The 15073-nt window shown below is 64.5% G+C and carries 15 protein-coding genes and 1 riboswitch; of the genes, 8 read left to right on the top strand and 7 right to left on the bottom strand.

What is annotated here, in order from left to right; translation table 11 throughout:
• The first annotated feature begins 307 nt into the window (after positions 1 to 307).
• Positions 308 to 424: riboswitch (TPP riboswitch) on the top strand.
• 105 nt (positions 425 to 529) lie between these two features.
• The 7 genes from thiC (at position 530) to IE158_RS08950 (ending at position 7321) form a co-directional block, all read left to right on the top strand.
• On the top strand, positions 530 to 2308 hold the full coding sequence (gene thiC / locus IE158_RS08980) for a phosphomethylpyrimidine synthase ThiC (RefSeq protein ID WP_229839026.1): 1779 nt from the start codon (positions 530 to 532) through the stop codon (positions 2306 to 2308).
• Complete coding sequence (thiE, locus tag IE158_RS08975; protein WP_189643322.1) at positions 2301 to 2951, top strand: thiamine phosphate synthase; 651 nt, start codon at positions 2301 to 2303, stop codon at positions 2949 to 2951. The genes thiC and thiE overlap by 8 nt, the downstream gene beginning before the upstream one ends.
• Positions 2952 to 3025: 74 nt before the next feature.
• Positions 3026 to 3250 carry a sulfur carrier protein ThiS gene (gene thiS, locus IE158_RS08970; RefSeq protein ID WP_189643321.1) on the top strand — a complete coding sequence of 75 codons (225 nt, stop codon included), beginning with the start codon at positions 3026 to 3028 and terminating at the stop codon, positions 3248 to 3250.
• Between the two features lie 110 nt (positions 3251 to 3360).
• Positions 3361 to 4161 (top strand): thiazole synthase, encoded by an 801-nt coding sequence (locus tag IE158_RS08965; protein WP_189643320.1) that lies wholly within the window; start codon positions 3361 to 3363, stop codon positions 4159 to 4161.
• Positions 4162 to 4171: 10 nt separating this feature from the next.
• Positions 4172 to 5077, top strand: coding sequence for an NAD(P)/FAD-dependent oxidoreductase (locus IE158_RS08960; protein ID WP_189643319.1), 906 nt, complete (start codon positions 4172 to 4174; stop codon positions 5075 to 5077).
• Positions 5074 to 5817: a bifunctional hydroxymethylpyrimidine kinase/phosphomethylpyrimidine kinase gene (thiD, locus tag IE158_RS08955; RefSeq protein ID WP_189643318.1), complete on the top strand. Its 744-nt coding sequence runs from the start codon at positions 5074 to 5076 to the stop codon at positions 5815 to 5817. The genes IE158_RS08960 and thiD overlap by 4 nt, the downstream gene beginning before the upstream one ends.
• 169 nt (positions 5818 to 5986) lie before the next feature.
• Positions 5987 to 7321, top strand: coding sequence for an SMI1/KNR4 family protein (locus IE158_RS08950; RefSeq protein WP_189643317.1), 1335 nt, complete (start codon positions 5987 to 5989; stop codon positions 7319 to 7321).
• Here IE158_RS08950 and IE158_RS08945 read toward each other — a convergent pair.
• From IE158_RS08945 to IE158_RS08925, 5 genes are all read right to left on the bottom strand, one after another.
• The gene (locus IE158_RS08945) at positions 7308 to 7556 is read right to left on the bottom strand and encodes an HNH endonuclease (protein ID WP_373295838.1); all 249 of its coding nucleotides are present in this window, start codon (positions 7554 to 7556) and stop codon (positions 7308 to 7310) included. The two genes, IE158_RS08950 and IE158_RS08945, sit on opposite strands and share 14 nt — an antisense overlap.
• 58 nt (positions 7557 to 7614) lie before the next feature.
• The gene (locus IE158_RS08940) at positions 7615 to 8139 is read right to left on the bottom strand and encodes a MarR family winged helix-turn-helix transcriptional regulator (protein WP_189643315.1); all 525 of its coding nucleotides are present in this window, start codon (positions 8137 to 8139) and stop codon (positions 7615 to 7617) included.
• A 75-nt stretch (positions 8140 to 8214) separates the two neighbouring features.
• Entirely contained in the window at positions 8215 to 8871 is a 657-nt protein-coding gene (locus tag IE158_RS08935) for a pyroglutamyl-peptidase I (protein ID WP_189643314.1), read from the bottom strand.
• Complete coding sequence (locus IE158_RS08930; protein ID WP_189643313.1) at positions 8868 to 9119, bottom strand: hypothetical protein; 252 nt, start codon at positions 9117 to 9119, stop codon at positions 8868 to 8870. The genes IE158_RS08935 and IE158_RS08930 overlap by 4 nt, the downstream gene beginning before the upstream one ends.
• Positions 9116 to 10960 (bottom strand): ABC transporter substrate-binding protein, encoded by a 1845-nt coding sequence (locus tag IE158_RS08925; RefSeq protein ID WP_229839025.1) that lies wholly within the window; start codon positions 10958 to 10960, stop codon positions 9116 to 9118. The genes IE158_RS08930 and IE158_RS08925 overlap by 4 nt, the downstream gene beginning before the upstream one ends.
• A gap of 248 nt (positions 10961 to 11208) precedes the next feature.
• On the opposite strand from IE158_RS08925, the gene IE158_RS08920 reads away from it, so the two are divergent.
• Positions 11209 to 12975 carry a M14 family metallopeptidase gene (locus IE158_RS08920; protein WP_189643312.1) on the top strand — a complete coding sequence of 589 codons (1767 nt, stop codon included), beginning with the start codon at positions 11209 to 11211 and terminating at the stop codon, positions 12973 to 12975.
• A gap of 11 nt (positions 12976 to 12986) precedes the next feature.
• On the opposite strand, the gene IE158_RS08915 is transcribed toward IE158_RS08920, so the two are convergent.
• Both IE158_RS08915 and IE158_RS08910 read right to left on the bottom strand, forming a co-directional pair.
• Positions 12987 to 13898: an acetamidase/formamidase family protein gene (locus IE158_RS08915; protein ID WP_189643311.1), complete on the bottom strand. Its 912-nt coding sequence runs from the start codon at positions 13896 to 13898 to the stop codon at positions 12987 to 12989.
• Positions 13899 to 14050: 152 nt separating this feature from the next.
• Positions 14051 to 15070: a GGDEF domain-containing protein gene (locus tag IE158_RS08910; protein WP_189643310.1), complete on the bottom strand. Its 1020-nt coding sequence runs from the start codon at positions 15068 to 15070 to the stop codon at positions 14051 to 14053.
• Positions 15071 to 15073 lie beyond the last annotated feature (3 nt).

Raw genomic sequence — 15073 nt, 5'->3', positions numbered from 1 at the left:
AAGTGGCTTGGCTGCCATCCGGACATATACGAAGTGTAGCAACTCAGACCTCCACCGTTATCAATAAGTCTGGTCCACATGGCGTCTGCCCTCCTGTCGTTGCAGCGGAATGCCCCCCAGCATAAGCGGCATAAATTTACGGAAAGTGTGAAGACTGACATCCTTCTGACAAATGAAAATTATGGAGGCAAACATAAGCATCTGGGCATATGGTGATGCTGCCGACTGGCAGTGTCCTGATCCGGCCCGAACCTGTTGCCTTCGCTGCGCGCTGCCTTGACCTCGGACTGGCCGCGTGGCACACTGCGCGCATCACTTGGGGTGCCAAAAACGGCTGAGAGGACCTGCCCAACGGGGGCCAGTGTCCAACCCATTGAACCTGAACTGGTTAGGACCAGCGGAGGGAATGTGATGGACCGAGCGACCACCAGCAGAACGCGGCCCGCAGAGCGTGGGCGGCGTTTTTTTGTCGTGTGGGCGGCCCTCTTCCTTCCTGCCCCGGCCTCTGCAGTTCAGGCACGGAGGAACAATGACCGCCACAACCCGCCACCTGGACAGACAAGCTTTTGGCCCAAAGGACGCCGGGCGTGACCTCGCCGGGCTGACACTGGGGCCTTTTCCTGGAAGCCGCAAGGTTTACCTGACGCATCCGCAGCGCCCGGAGATTCGCGTGCCGGTGCGCGCTATCTCGCAGAGTCCCACGCTGGAGCAGGTGGGCACCCTGACCCGCTCGGTGCCCAACCCGGACGTGTACGTGTACGACGCCAGCGGCCCCTACACGGACCCAGCGGCCCAGATTGACCTGGAGCGTGGCTTGCCCCCGGTTCGCAGCTGGGCGCGGGCACGCGGCAAGACGCAGATGCAGGCCGCCCGCTCCGGAGAAATCACGCCGGAGATGGAATTTGTCGCCCTGCGTGAAGCCATGCGCCAGCCGCCAGAATTCACGCTCAGCCACCAGCACCCCGGCTTTTCGCACGGGTTCCGGATGCCGCAGGAGATCACCCCGGAATATGTGCGAGCCGAAGTGGCGCGGGGGCGGGCCGTGATTCCCGCCAACGTCATGCACGCGGAGCTGGAACCGATGATTATCGGGCGGGGCTTCCGGGTCAAGGTGAATGCCAACATCGGCAATTCGGTGGTGCGGGCCAGCATCGTGGACGAGGTGGAAAAGCTGGTCTGGGCCACCCGCTGGGGAGCGGACACCGTCATGGACCTGTCTACCGGCCCGCAGATTCACCAGACGCGGGAATGGATTATTCGCAACAGCCCCGTGCCCATCGGTACGGTGCCGATTTATCAGGCACTGGAAAAGGTGGGCGGCGTGGCCGAGGAGCTGAGCTGGGACGTGTTCCGCGACACCCTGATCGAGCAGGCCGAGCAGGGCGTGGACTATTTCACCATTCACGCGGGCGTGCGGCTGGCCCATCTGCCGCTGACGGCGCGGCGGCGCACCGGTATCGTGTCGCGGGGCGGCTCTATCCTGGCGCGCTGGTGCCTGGCCCACCACCGCGAGAACTTCCTGCACACCCACTTCCGCGACATCTGCGAAATCATGCGCGAGTACGACATCACCTTCAGCCTGGGCGACGGCCTGCGCCCTGGCAGCATCGAGGACGCCAACGACGCCGCGCAGTTTGCCGAGCTGGGCACGCTGGGCGAGCTGACCCGCGTGGCCTGGGAAGAAGGCATTCAGACCATGATCGAAGGCCCCGGCCATGTGCCGCTGCACCTGATTGCCGAGAATATGACCCGCGAGCTGGAGGCCTGTCTGGAAGCGCCCTTTTATACGCTGGGACCGCTCACCACTGACATTGCGCCCGGCTATGACCACATCACCAGCGCGATTGGGGCGGCGCAAATCGCCTGGCACGGCACCGCGATGCTGTGCTACGTCACCCCCAAGGAGCACCTGGGCCTGCCGGACCGGAACGATGTGCGCGAAGGCGTGGTCACCTACAAGCTGGCCGCCCACGCCGCCGACCTTGCCAAAGGCTTTCCGGGCGCGCAGGTCCGTGACAACGCCGTCAGCAAGGCCCGCTTCGAGTTCAGATGGAATGACCAGTTCAACCTCGGTTTGGACCCGGAAAAGGCCCGCTCCTTCCACGACGAAACCCTGCCTGCCGAGGCCGCCAAGACCGCGCATTTCTGCTCGATGTGCGGCCCGCAGTTCTGCTCCATGAAGCTGAGCCAGGACCTCGCGGGCGACCTGCGGGCGTTCATGGAGGAGGGCTTGGCGGAGAAGGCGCAGGAGTTCCGGGCGGGCGGCAGTGAGCTTTACGTGCCCGCAGAGGCGGGAGCGGATGACTGAAGCCACGAGGCCGTTAGGCGTGCTCTACCTCGTCGCCACCCCGCGCCCCGAGCAGAGCGAAGCCGAGTTGCTGGCCCGCATCGGCGCGGCGCTAGACGGCGGAGTGGACACCCTGCAACTCCGCTGCAAGGCCGAAGACCCCCGCTACGGCGAAGCGCGGCCATACATTGCGCTGGCGGAAAAGGTGCGCGACCTGGCGCACAGGCGCGGCATTCCCTTTTTTGTGAATGACCGCGTGGACGTGGCGCTGGCCGCCGGTGCCGACGGCGTGCATCTGGGCCAAAACGACCTGCCGGGCCGCTGGGCACACGAAATCGCCCCGTCGCTGATGATAGGCCGCTCCACCCACGCTCCTGAGCAGGCCGCCGCCGCCCTGGCCGAAGCCCCCGCCTACTTCGCCTGCGGCCCGGTTCACGCTACGCCCACCAAGCCGGGCCGGGCTGCCGTGGGGCTGGACTATATCCGCGCCGTGGCCGCACTGAATCCCCCGCTGCCCTGGTACGCCATCGGTGGGATAGACACGCAGACCATTCACGCAGCGCTGGACGCGGGTGCGCGGCGGGTGGCCGTGGTGCGGGCTGTGCTGGACGCGGCGGACCCGGCGGCGGCGGCGGCGGAGCTGAGGAGCTGTCTAAGGGTCTGAGGGTCGAAAAGTCTAAGGGAACCTACTTAGACCCTTAGACCTTTCGACTCTTTGACCTCACAAGGAAAAATGCCATGACTGACAACTTACCTCCCCAAGCCACTTTCACTCTCAACGGCGAAGCCTACCCCCTCACCCCTGGCCTCACCCTGCTGGCGCTGGTGCATTCGCTGGAGCTGGACCCGGCGCGGGTGGCAGCGGCGGTGAACGATGACTTTTACGCCGCTGGACAGCTCTCAGACCGCCCCCTCTGCCCCGGCGACGTGGTGGATGTGGTGCGGATGATGGTCGGCGGGTAAGGCGCTGACGCGCTGTCTAAGGGTCTAGAAGTCTAAGGGTCGAAGCACCGTCCTCTTAAACCTTTCGACCTTTGGACCCTTCGACTGTTCAACTTCTGAAAGGAACGAAAATGCACAACGACTCCCTCACCATTGCCGGTAAGCCATTTTCCAGCCGCCTGATGCTGGGCACCGGCAAATACCCCGATTTCAGCGTGATGCGCGAGGCCATTGAGGCGAGCGGCGCGGAGATCGTCACCGTCTCCATTCGGCGGGTGGAGCTGAAGAGCGCGGGCCATGACGGCCTGTTGGACGCGCTGGACTGGGATCGCTACCAGCTGTTGCCCAACACGGCGGGCTGCCGCACCGCCGCTGAAGCTGTGCGCGTGGCGAAACTGGCGCGGGCCACCACTGGCACGAACTGGGTCAAGCTGGAAGTGATTCCCGATGCCCGCTACCTGCTGCCCGACTCCACCGGCACGCTGCGGGCCGCTGAAGAACTGGTAGATGAAGGCTTTACGGTGCTCCCCTACGTACAGCCCGACGCCGTGCTGGCGCGGCAGCTGGAAGCCGCTGGCTGCGCCACGGTGATGCCGCTGGCTTCCCCCATCGGCTCTGGGCGGGGCCTGCAAAACTCCGCGCTGATCGCCACCGTGCTGGACGGGGCCAGGGTCCCGATTGTGGTCGACGCGGGCCTGGGCGTGCCCAGTGAAGCCGCAGCCGCACTGGAAATGGGCGCAGACGCCGTGCTGGTCAACACCGCCGTGGCCGAGGCCCGCGACCCGGTGGCGATGGCGCAGGCCTTTGCGCTGGGTGTACGGGCAGGGCGAATGGCGTACCTGGCTGGACGGATGCAGGTGCGCGCGACATCCAGTCCGAGCAGCCCCGAAATGGGCGTGGTCCGCCTGCCCGACCCCGAGGTTCCAACATGACGGTCCCGACATGATTGCCATTGTGGGCGGCGGACTTATCGGAGCCAGCATCGCTTTTGAGCTTGCACGGGCAGGCGCAGACATTGTGGTGCTGGACGCGGGCAAACGCGGCGCAGCCTGGCGGGCGGGTGCGGGCATGCTGACCCCAACGGGCGAGCGCCTGCACGGCACCCCGCTAGACGAACTGGCAGAACACAGCCTGCGCCTGTGGCCCGACTTTGCCCGCAGCCTGGCGCGGGCCTCCGGGCTGGATGTGCCTTTTCGTAGCGGCATCGAGCATGTGAACTCTCCCTGTCTTAGACCTTTAGACCCTTCGACCCTCAGACCCCACGAAGCGACCACCCATCCCCCTACCGTCGTCCGGGCTGCGCTGCACAGGCTGGACGTGCGCCGTGCCGAGGTGCTAGAGCTGGAGCAGGTGCGTGGAGGCGTGCGACTCATCACCGACGCTGGCCCACTGACCGCCGAGCGCGTGGTCCTGGCTGCTGGAGCCTGGTCCGGGCGCTTTGGGCTGCCGGTCTTCCCGGTGCGCGGGCAGGCGCTGCTGCTGACCGGCTCCCCAGGACTACCGGCCCGCTACAGCGGCAAGCGGCGCGGCTTTCCGCTGTACGGCCTGCCGCGTCCCGACGGACACTACATCGGGGCTACGGTGCGCCCGCACTGCTGGGACCCGGCCCCCCGGCCCAGTGACGCCCGCTGGCTCCACCGGGCGGCCTGCGTCCTTTGGCCGGAAGCCGACACCCTGCGGCCCCAAACCGCCTTGGTTGGCCTGCGTCCGGGCACGGCGGACGACCTGCCCATCGTGGGCGCACTACCTGGCTGGGACCGGCGCGTGCTGGTCGCCACTGGGCACGGTAGACACGGCGCACTGCTGGCTCCCGCCACAGCGCAGCACATCGCCAAGGAGCTGTTATGACACGAAAACCTATCGCCCTGACCATCGCTGGCTCGGACTCGGGCGGCGGGGCGGGCCTTCAGGCCGACCTCAAGACCTTTCAGGCGTTCGGGGTGTTCGGTACCTCTGCGGTCACCCTCATCACTGCGCAAAATACATTGGGTGTGCAGCGTACCTTTCTCCTGCCGCCAGATGTGGTCGCCGCACAGATTCGCTCGGTCCTGGCCGACCTGCCCCCAGCCGCCATCAAAATCGGAGCGCTGGGCGGAGCCGACATCATCCGGGCGGTGGCCGCCGAGCTGCGCGGGGCAGAGGTGCCCATCATCCTTGACCCCGTGATGGTTGCCAAAGGAGGCGCGTCCCTGCTTGACCCCAGAGGGATGACCGCCCTGATGGATGACCTGCTGCCCCTCGCGGCACTCACCACCCCCAATCTGCCCGAAGCCGAGGCCCTGGGCGCAGCGCTGAGCGGGCGGAACGTGCTGCTCAAAGGAGGCCATGCGGCGGGCGACACGGTGGTGGACCGCCTGCACTGGCAGGGGCGCGAGTACCGGTTCACAGTGCCCCGCCAGCAGACCCACCACACCCACGGCACCGGCTGCACCCTCTCCAGCGCCATCGCTGCCGGGTTGGCGCTGGGACAGCCTATGCCGCAGGCGGTGGCCCAGGCGCAGGCATACGTGGCGCGGGCGATGGCCGCTGCCCCTGGGCTGGGGGGAGGGCACGGCCCGCTGGAGCACGGCGTCAGCGGCGTGGACTGAACGCAGGAGGTCCAGCTGTCAAGAGATAGGACAAAGGGTTCTGACCTATTCTGACCCTATGTCGCGAGGCCTGGTTGTTGCTCTCACACTCTGTGTCATGCTCAGCGGACCTGCTTCAGAAGTGATGCCTTTAGCCCGTCCATCTGTGACCTTGCCGCAGGAGGTTCCCTTGTCCATCTCAGTCACGTCCCTTCCTTCTCCGCTCGCTGAAGATGCTCCGCTCTCTGCTGTGCTGGAGCGCCTGGACGCTTGGTATGCCCAGTATGCGCCCGCTATCGCTGCCACACTGCGCCCCGGAGCGACCGAAGCCGAATTGGACGCTCTGGAAGCGCAGCTCGGGCAGGAACTTCCGTCAGATTTCCGTGCCCTGTACCGCTGGCACGACGGCCAAAACTGGTCGGTGGGCGGAGTCTTTGGGCTGGACTGGATGCCACTTGCGGAGGTAGGCAGCCAATGGCAAATGTGGGCTGACATTGCCCGCGAAAATAGCGACATGAACCTCTCCATTCACCCGCTGTCGTACCCGACCGGGGCCATCCGTGAGCAGTACGCTTCTGCCGTATGGGTGCCCTTCCTGCACGATGGAGGCGGCAACAATGTTGCCCTGGATCTGGGGCCAGACGTGGTGGGCCAGGCCGGGCAAGTGGTGACCACCGGGCGCGACGAGAATCACCGTTACGTGCTCGCCAGCAGCGTAGAAGGCTTCCTGCGCGAGTACCTCCGCCGCCTGGAAAGTGGGCAGGTTGTCGTGCAGGCACTGGACGGCTTTGAAGGCGAGATGTGGGACGTGACCCTGACTGACGCGGCGGGGCAAGCCCACGACGGCTACTATCAGCTGGGCAACCTCTTTCCCGGTTTTGGTGCCGCGCCCGCTACGCCCAGCAAGAACCCTCAGAGCGGCGGGATGCCCCTGTCCGAGGCGTTGCCCCGCCTGGAAGCCTTTTTGGCTGCGCATCACCCAGACTTGCTGACTGCACTGCCGCCAGGAGCAAGCGAAGCTGAGCTTAATGCCGCCGAAGCTCGTCTAGGAAAGCCGCTGCCCCCCGAAGTGCGCTTGTGGTACGCGCATCACCGCGACTGGGGCGAGTTGTTCGGACTGCGGTCCATCCCACTAGATGAGCTGGGCACAGCGGATCCGGCCACCTTTGGACCGCCAGACGCGCGGGGCACCGTAGAGCCGTTCAGTCCTTATTCCGATCCTAGCAGCGCTGCCAATTGGCTGCCGCTGTGGGAAGACGGCATGGGCGGTTATGTGGGCCTAAATCTGGCGAATTACGGCGATGTACGCACTTTTGGGGCCAGCGTCAGCCCGCGTCATCTCCTAAACGAGCGCTTGGACGGCTTGCTGCACCGCTACGTCCGCTTTGCCGAAGCGGGCCTGCTCATCCGTGACGGTTTCAGCCTACGTGTACCGGACGTGCAAGGCCAAACAGGCACGGGGGCCGCAGCGGCATTCCCCGGCTTCGGTGTGGCACCTGCTCAGCTGGACTTCAGCGCACCCTGACACCTTTGGTAGCGGGCTGCTTGCGAATCCAGGCCACAAATTTCTGTACACCCTCATGCTCACGCAGTGCGGCCAGCGAAGAGTATTGGTTTTCCAACTCCTGATTTGAAAAGGTGGTGTGCAGGTACTTGTGGCAAGCTAGGCACAACAGCGCTGTAGGGAGTGAGGCCACCTTCAGGCCACGCCGCCGCCCCTGCGAGCGCGGCACCAGATGGTGCTCGGTCAGATGCGGCACCTCGCGGCCGCACAGGGCGCATGCCTCTGGAAGCGCGGCGGGTGGGGGCCAGGCCGACCTACTCTGGCGACGTGCCATCCACGCCCTGACGCTGGGGCAAAGCCTGGATCCCAAGGCGCAACCGGCCCAGCAGATGGATCAGCTGCGCCTGCTCAGCTGGGCTCAGCGCCGACATGGTGCGCAGGTTGTGCTCTGCCAGTGGGCGGTCCATGTCGGCCAGCAGCTCCAGGCCCCGCGCCGTGATGTGCACGGGCACCAGGCGCTGGTCTTCACCCTCAGGGCGCGCATGGTCCCGCCTGACCAACTGGGCCTTTTCTAGTCGGGTCAACATCCGCGAGACATCGGGGGACACCCGGTCAATCAGTCGGCGGCGGATTTCGTTGCGGCCCAGCTGCTCACCGGCGCGGTGTGCCCCGCGCAAAATCCGCAGGATGTTGTACTGCGCTGGTGTAATCCCAAACTGCCGCACAAACTGATCAAACTCGGCCATGACAACAGAATGGGTCCGCAGCAGGCTTACCATCGCCTCTTCCGAAGTTTCTGGATATTCAACATTTTGCAGCAACTCTTCGTAAAGGGTCATGTCCGGCACACAGTGTAGAGGCTGTAGGAGCCCAGATTAGAGTTATAGGAGACGGTCCACTTTGGCGCGCCCCTGCTATGCATGCGGCCTCCGCGCCTGCTCCGGCAAGGCACCTCGCTCGCCCTCAGCGCCTTCAGCCACGATATGTTCCAGCATCGCCACCACGCCCCGGCGCATGGTGTCCAGCGGCAAAGTATAGGGTGCACGTTGCCCAGGCAACTTGGGCACATGGACAAACCCGTACTTGACATGCTGAAGGTCGCTGGACTGCGCCAGCAGATAGCCCAGCTCGTAGGTCACGTTGTTGCAGACAAAGGAGCCGGGGTCCTGAGACACCTCGGCAGGGACGCCGTAGGCCAGCGCTGCCGCCGCCAGCGCCTGAGGCGTACTCAGGGTGGTATGCCAGGCCAGGGGGCCGTCCGGTTCCAGCAGTTGCCGGGTCAGCTTGACCCCAGCATTGTCGGCAATGCTGACATCGGCCCAGTTGTAGCCCCGCGTTTCGGGGCATAGGCCAGGCCGCGAGCCGTCCATGCCCAGGCACAGCACGTGGGTGGCCCCCACTTCACGGATGGCGGCCAAGATGGCCTGCGTGGCGGCGCGGTACTGGGTCGGGATTTCGCGCCCCACTACGGCCACGCCCCCGATCTGGTCCGGCAAAGACTGAGCGATCAGACCAGCCGGATTCTCATCTTGTTGGTTGAACGGGTCAAAGCCCGTCACCAGGATTTTCATGCCCGCTGCTCCTGCCCGTTCAGGCTGCCGATCATCTCCCGAATCCGCAGCAGGTCCAGGCCCTGACGCACCGCCGCCGGGTCGCTGTCAGGCGAGACCCCAGCAGCGTCAGCCAGAGCATGCAGGGCCTGCGGCCACTCCTCATCGGTGGAGCGCTCGGCGGCCTCAAGCAGCGCCGCTGCCTGCCGGACATTCAGCTGGTAGATGTCCTCCGGTTGGCTGATGGTCCGTAGCCCAGCATCGGTCACTGCGCCCCCTTGCTGAGCCGCTTCCAGAACAAGCCCGAAATCACGTTGTAGTCCTGTCCGCCCACGCCCCGCAAATCATCCCGGTAAGCCTGGATACCGGCACCAATTGGCAGCACGATGTAGTAGCCTTCCTCGGCGGCGCGGCGGGCCACCTGAGCGTACAGTTCCCCGGCACGCTCCGGGTCGGTGGCTGCGGCTTTGCGGGCTTCGTCAATCCAGCTGTCTATCTGCGCGTCGTTGATATGACTCTTGAGGCCGTGGTAGCCAGCGCTGTGGTAAAAGGGCCGGAAATAGTTGTCTGGATCAGCGTAGCCTGATCCCCAGCTGGCGTAGGCCATCGGCTCAATGTTGGCCGCGCTGATCAGCTCACTCCACTGCTTCTCGATCAGGTTCACCTTGAACTTGGGGTTCATCGCCTCAATATTCATTTTGAGAATTTCGATGGCGGCCTGAATCTGGGGGCTGCCCTCGCGGTAAGCGGCATTCAGGGTAAAGCCTTTCTCCCAGGCTTCGCCGCCGTGCGCCTTCTCGCAGTGCTGGCGCGCTTCATCGAGGTTCAGGCCGGGATTGGCGAGCGTCTGGTCATAGCCCGCCAGTTGCGGCGGCATCAGGGTGTTGCGGCGCTCGGCTTTGCCCAGGAAAATCTGCTCCACATAGGTGTCATAGTCAAAAGCCTTCACGAAGCACAGCCGCATGTCCCGGTCCGCGAAGAAGTTGGCCGGAACCCCATCTCCCCAGGTGCCGCTGCCGATGTTCTGGCTCTTGGCCGTGTCCTGGTTGAGCGCCAAGGCATAAGCGACCAGGTTGGGCAGGTCGTCCACCACCTGAATGCCCGGCTGACCGGCCACCTGCGACTGAATCACTTCACGCGAACCGATTTCGGCAATGTCGGTGTCGCCTTTGAGCAGCGCCTGGATGCGGCTGGCCTGCTCCGGCACCTTGCGGCGCACGACGTTCTTGATGGCTGGCTCGCCTCCCCAGTAGTCCGGGAAGCTGACAAACGTGAGCGCGTCGTCCTCGGCGCTGACGATGCGGTAGGGGCCGGTGCCGCTGGCATCCTTGCTCAGCGGACTTTCCGACAGGTCTTTGGACACCCAGTCTTTCCAGGTGGCTTCGGTGCCGTCCCACTCGCCCAGGGCCACCGTATGTTTGCGGTCCACAATCGCCTGACCGGGATAGGTCAGCCGGGCCAGCAGGTAGGGCTCCGGCTGGGCCAGGTTGAGCACCAGTTCCTCGCCCTCGCATTCCACCGCTTGGTCAATCCGCTTCCAGGTGATGGAAGGGTCTTTTTCGGCGTTGTCGCGGGTGCCCAGTAACGGCTCGGAAATGTACCAGCTTCCACCGTCCGCAGCGTTGGTCACCAGATTGCGCTCGAAGGTGTACTCTGCGTCGGCGCAGCTGAACGGGTTGCCAGAGTGGAACTTGACCCCGGAGCGCAGCTTGAAGCGGTACTGTAGGCCGTCTTCCGACGTGGTCCAGCTTTCGGCCAGCAGCGGCTCGTATTCGGTCAGCGAGCCAGCGGGGTACGCCACCAACGTTTCGTAAGCATTCTGCACCAGGCGGCTACTTGTTCCATCAAAGACTGCGCCCGGATCAAGCGTGGGAATATCGGAGGCTTCCATGATGACCAGGGTGTCCCCACGCCCCGTAGCAGAGGTGGTGCCACTGGCCTGAGCCGAGGCTGCGCCGCTGGCCCCCGCCGGAGCCCCAGCGTCGGCACTGGCAGCTCCAGAGGCCGATACCCCGGACGCCGTCGCCCCAGAGTCGCCAGACGTTTTGGGCGCAGTGCAACCCGCGAGAAGTAAAGCAAGCGTAAGAAACATTCCGGTGCGCTGAGTCATATGTTGTCCTCCTGCGAAATATCGTTCACTATATGGCAATGATCAGAATATTGCCCAGGTGGCTACCGGTTGCAGTTCCGCCTATCAGGGAAAAGCACCCTGACATGCTCCACTTTCACGGGCAGCCACTTTTTTCTGACTCCCGTTGGTCGGGGTTCCGAAGTGGATAGCCACTTCTACACCCGGAATTTACTTAGCTCCGCAGTTCCTGTGGCTGGGACACCCACCGCGCCGGTCCGGTCCTCCTGATGGGCGCTCTCCCAAAGGCGGCGGTATGGAGTTGGCAGGGGCTCACCGACAGCGCCCAGGTGCGGCACCTGCTGGAGCAGTGGGAGCACGCGCCGCAGCCTCCACAGCAGATTGAGGTCTGGATTTCGGAAGGCCCCGAGGCACGCGCCGCTTTGCAGGCCGAAGTGCAGGCCCGCTGGCCAGAGTGCACTGTGCAGGTCTGGAACTGCTACAAGCCGCTGGTCAGCCGCCTGCTGGACTCCTGGGCGGCGTGGCAACAGCACCCGCCAGAGCGTCTGGAACTGCGGTATCCCACCGTGCCGCACGCCCACCCGGAACGGTTCTTGCTAGAGGCTTATCCCCTGGCCGCCTGGGCACGGCAGTGGGGCTGTGAGCTGATCACTGCACCCCACAGCCCCGCTGAGCCGGGCTATGTCCTGAACGTAGATGGAAACACGCTGGACATTCCAGTGCCGCTGCGTGAAGCTGCTGCCGTCACAGGTGAACCCGTGCAGCGCATGACCGGGCGGCTGCGTGTAGACGGGCTCACGCTGGATTTCCCCACCGCGCCTGAGCAGCTCTGGGAGGCTTATCTCGGCTGGCTGGCAGAGCAGGCGTGGCCCGAGCGCCCTCCTTATTTCGGCTGCCTACAGCCGGTGGCCCACTTCCCATTCTCGCGTGAGTCCCTGCACCACGGTCACGAGGCGCTGGACCTGGGAGAAGCGCTGAGTGAGGAACTGTATTTCGGCACTCAGGAATTCTTCGAGCAGCGGCAGCCTGGTGCCCCAACGCAGCGCACTTTGCAACTGGGGCAAGTGGTCCCGCTGGTCCTGAGCAGCGACCAGGTGCAGCTGGAGGTACTGAACAGCGGTCCCGCCCTTGCCGCTTCTGCCTCACACAGCCCGGCTGCCGCCACACCAGACCTCACGGCGCTGGACCGGCCCCTCTCCCCTGCCGAAGCTCTGGCCTGGCAGGAGCGGCTCCGGCCAGAGCGTGCCCCGCGTGACCTTAGTGTGCAGGGGCGGCCAGTGGTGACTTTTCTGCAGCCCAGCGAGCAACCTGGCGGACTACTGGTCACTGCCGGGCAGCACGCCAACGAAGCCACAGGTGTGGTGGCGGCGCTCCGGGCCGTGGCCGAGCTGGAAGGCCACCCTCTGCTCACAGTCATTCCGCAGGAAAATCCGGATGGATACGCCCTGTTCAGCTGGCTGCAGGAGGCTCAGCACCCCGAGCATATGCATCACGCGGCACGCTACACCGCCCTGGGCGACGATCTGGAATACCGCTGTGATGCCCCCTGGTACGAACGAGCGGCACGCAGGCGGGCACTGGCCCAGTTTGCCCCACAGCTGCACGTCAACCTGCACGGCTACCCGTCGCACGAGTGGACCCGGCCCATGAACGGGTATGTTCCCCAGGGCTTTGAAGCGTGGACCCTGCCCAAAGGCTTTTGTCTGATTTTCCGGGCGCAGCCTGGGCAAGAGGAGCTGGCCGAAGCCCTGGCGGACACCGTAACCGCCGACCTCGCGCAGTGGCCAGAGCTGACCGCCTTCAACGCCGCGCAGTGTCAGGTCTACGAAGCCCACACCAGTGCGCGGCCCTACCGCATGATTCACGGCACACCCTGCCTGTTTGCCGTGCGCGAAAGCCTGAGCTGTCCCCTCGAACTTGTGACCGAATTCCCCGACGAAACCGTGACCGGAGCAGACTTCCGGCTGGGGCAGCAGGCCCAGCTGGAAGTCATCCGCTCGGCCCTGCGCTGGGTGGAGAGGCACACCTTCAGGTAAATAGTGGGGTCTTAGGCTGGTGACCACAGCGGGCCAACGCCAAGCTGAGCCAGCACCTCCAGGCTCAGTTCAAAGCGGCAGGTTTTCTGGGGATCAACCACCTGGCTGATCTGCAGATGCCCCGCCGCGCTCATCAGCCCGATTGCCTCAGCGCGGCTCAGTCCAGCCTCTTGCTGCAACAGGGCGCTCATGTGTTTGGCAGCCCGCTGGGCGGCCTCATCAAGCGTCACGGCGCTGGCAATGGTGTACAGATGCTGCGGTGTCTGCACCAGCGGCAAGGGCCAGCGGCACTGCGGCACCACACTCACCCGGACGGTCACTTTGCCCGGCACTTCCAGCCCGCAAACACTGACTTCGCCGTCTCCCATAGCGGCGTGCAGGTCGCCCAGAGCCAGGAGCCCGCCCTCCACATTCACCGGCAAAAAGAGGGTATGACCGGCGCAGATTACCGTGGTGTCCATGTTGCCTCCATGATCGTCCGGGGTGCCGTTGGGCACCGGCTCGCCAGCAGGAGCGGTGCCGATCACGCCGATCATGGGCCTGACAGGAAGCTTGACCCGGCCCAGAGAAACTTGCCCATCCTGCACCGCAAACAGAGAGACGCTCGACTCTTCCAGGGCGTCGCCTTCAACCCCCAGGCCGGGGCCAGTCACCATCACGGCGCGGTCCCCCACCTCAATACTCAGAATCTCAATGGCAAGCGCATCCCCCGGCTGAGCGCCCTCAATAAAGACCGGCCCAGTGGCAGGATTGACCCGGTCCCAGTTCAGCCCGGTGTAGTCGGCGGGCTGCTGGATCTGATCCTCAAAGCAGTCGCGGGTATGAAAGATCAGGGTGCTGCCGCCTGGAGCGCGTAGGGCCGGTTCGTGACGGCGGTCCATGCTGTAGATCAGCCGGTCATTGGGAATTTCAAATACGGTCATGACACCTCCTGGGGCGCCTGAACAGCCTCGCCTGACACTGGCTTAGCCACATTTCCTAGCGGCATTTCCTGGCCGCACTGTCTAGCGGCGAGGTATGGAAGCACAGCAGCAGTTCAGGTGTCTGAACTATAAAGGCCAGAACGCCGCTCCCCTCACTCCATCACAAAGCAGTTGCGCCCCAGCGCCTTGGCGCGGTACAGCCGCTCGTCCGCTCGCTGGAGCACTTCTTCGGGGGTTTGTCCCTCGGAGAAGGTGGCGGCCCCGATACTGACGGTCACGCCCGGCAGGTTGCTGGTGGCCGGTCTGGGTTGGCGCGCCAGGTGCAGTAGACGCTCGATACTTTGTTGCCGCACATGACCGGGAATATCCAGCATCAGGATCATGAACTCCTCGCCTCCCCAGCGACCAACCAAGTCTGGGTCCTGCACGCCATGAATCAGCCGCTGGGCCACATGCCGCAGGACCTGGTCGCCCGCCGCGTGACCGAAACGGTCATTCAGCTGCTTGAAATGATCGATATCTACCATCAGGAGCATGCCCGAGGGTGCCGGCTGCGACATCACTGCCCTGAACCGCTCCTCGATACTTCTGCGGCTGGCTGCGCCTGTCAGGGCATCTGTCGAAAGTTGATCCCGCAGCAGCCAGTTCTGCCAGCGCTCCTCAATGATCAGGCGGCTATAAACAGTGCTGAAGTAGATCACCAGCAGTGTAATCCCCATCATGGAGATGGCCAGCAGATCAAACTGGCCAGAGGCAAGAGCCACGATGACAAACAGGGCAAAAAACCCCGCTAGGCCCCGGACCGCCAGTGGTAGGGGGAGCAGGTTCAGCATCAGCAAGGCCAGGATCAGCAACTCAAGGCTCAGCAGGATGCCTGGAGGAAGCCTCTGCCAGAGGGTCTGTAGCATATCGCCCAGCAGGCGAAAAGCCAGCGCAATAATAGCCAGCAGATGAATATGGTCCGCCTGCGTATTGCCCCTGCGGTTGAGCCACCAGATGTAAAGCATGACCAGTGTGGTGGCGCTGCCCAGCAGCAGCTGGAACAAGTCACCCTCTAACCCGAACCGCACGCCGGCCAGCAGATTGAGAGCGGCGGCACCGATAGCGAGCCGTTCAATCCAGTTCCGGTACTGTTCGTCAGTCGGGTGCTCGAAGGATGCGCTGAGCTGCACCCC

The sequence above is a fragment of the Deinococcus piscis genome (assembly GCF_014653275.1).
GTDB lineage: Bacteria > Deinococcota > Deinococci > Deinococcales > Deinococcaceae > Deinococcus > Deinococcus piscis.
Note: the sequence above shows the minus strand (reverse complement) of the source record. Positions and strands in the feature narration are given on the sequence as shown.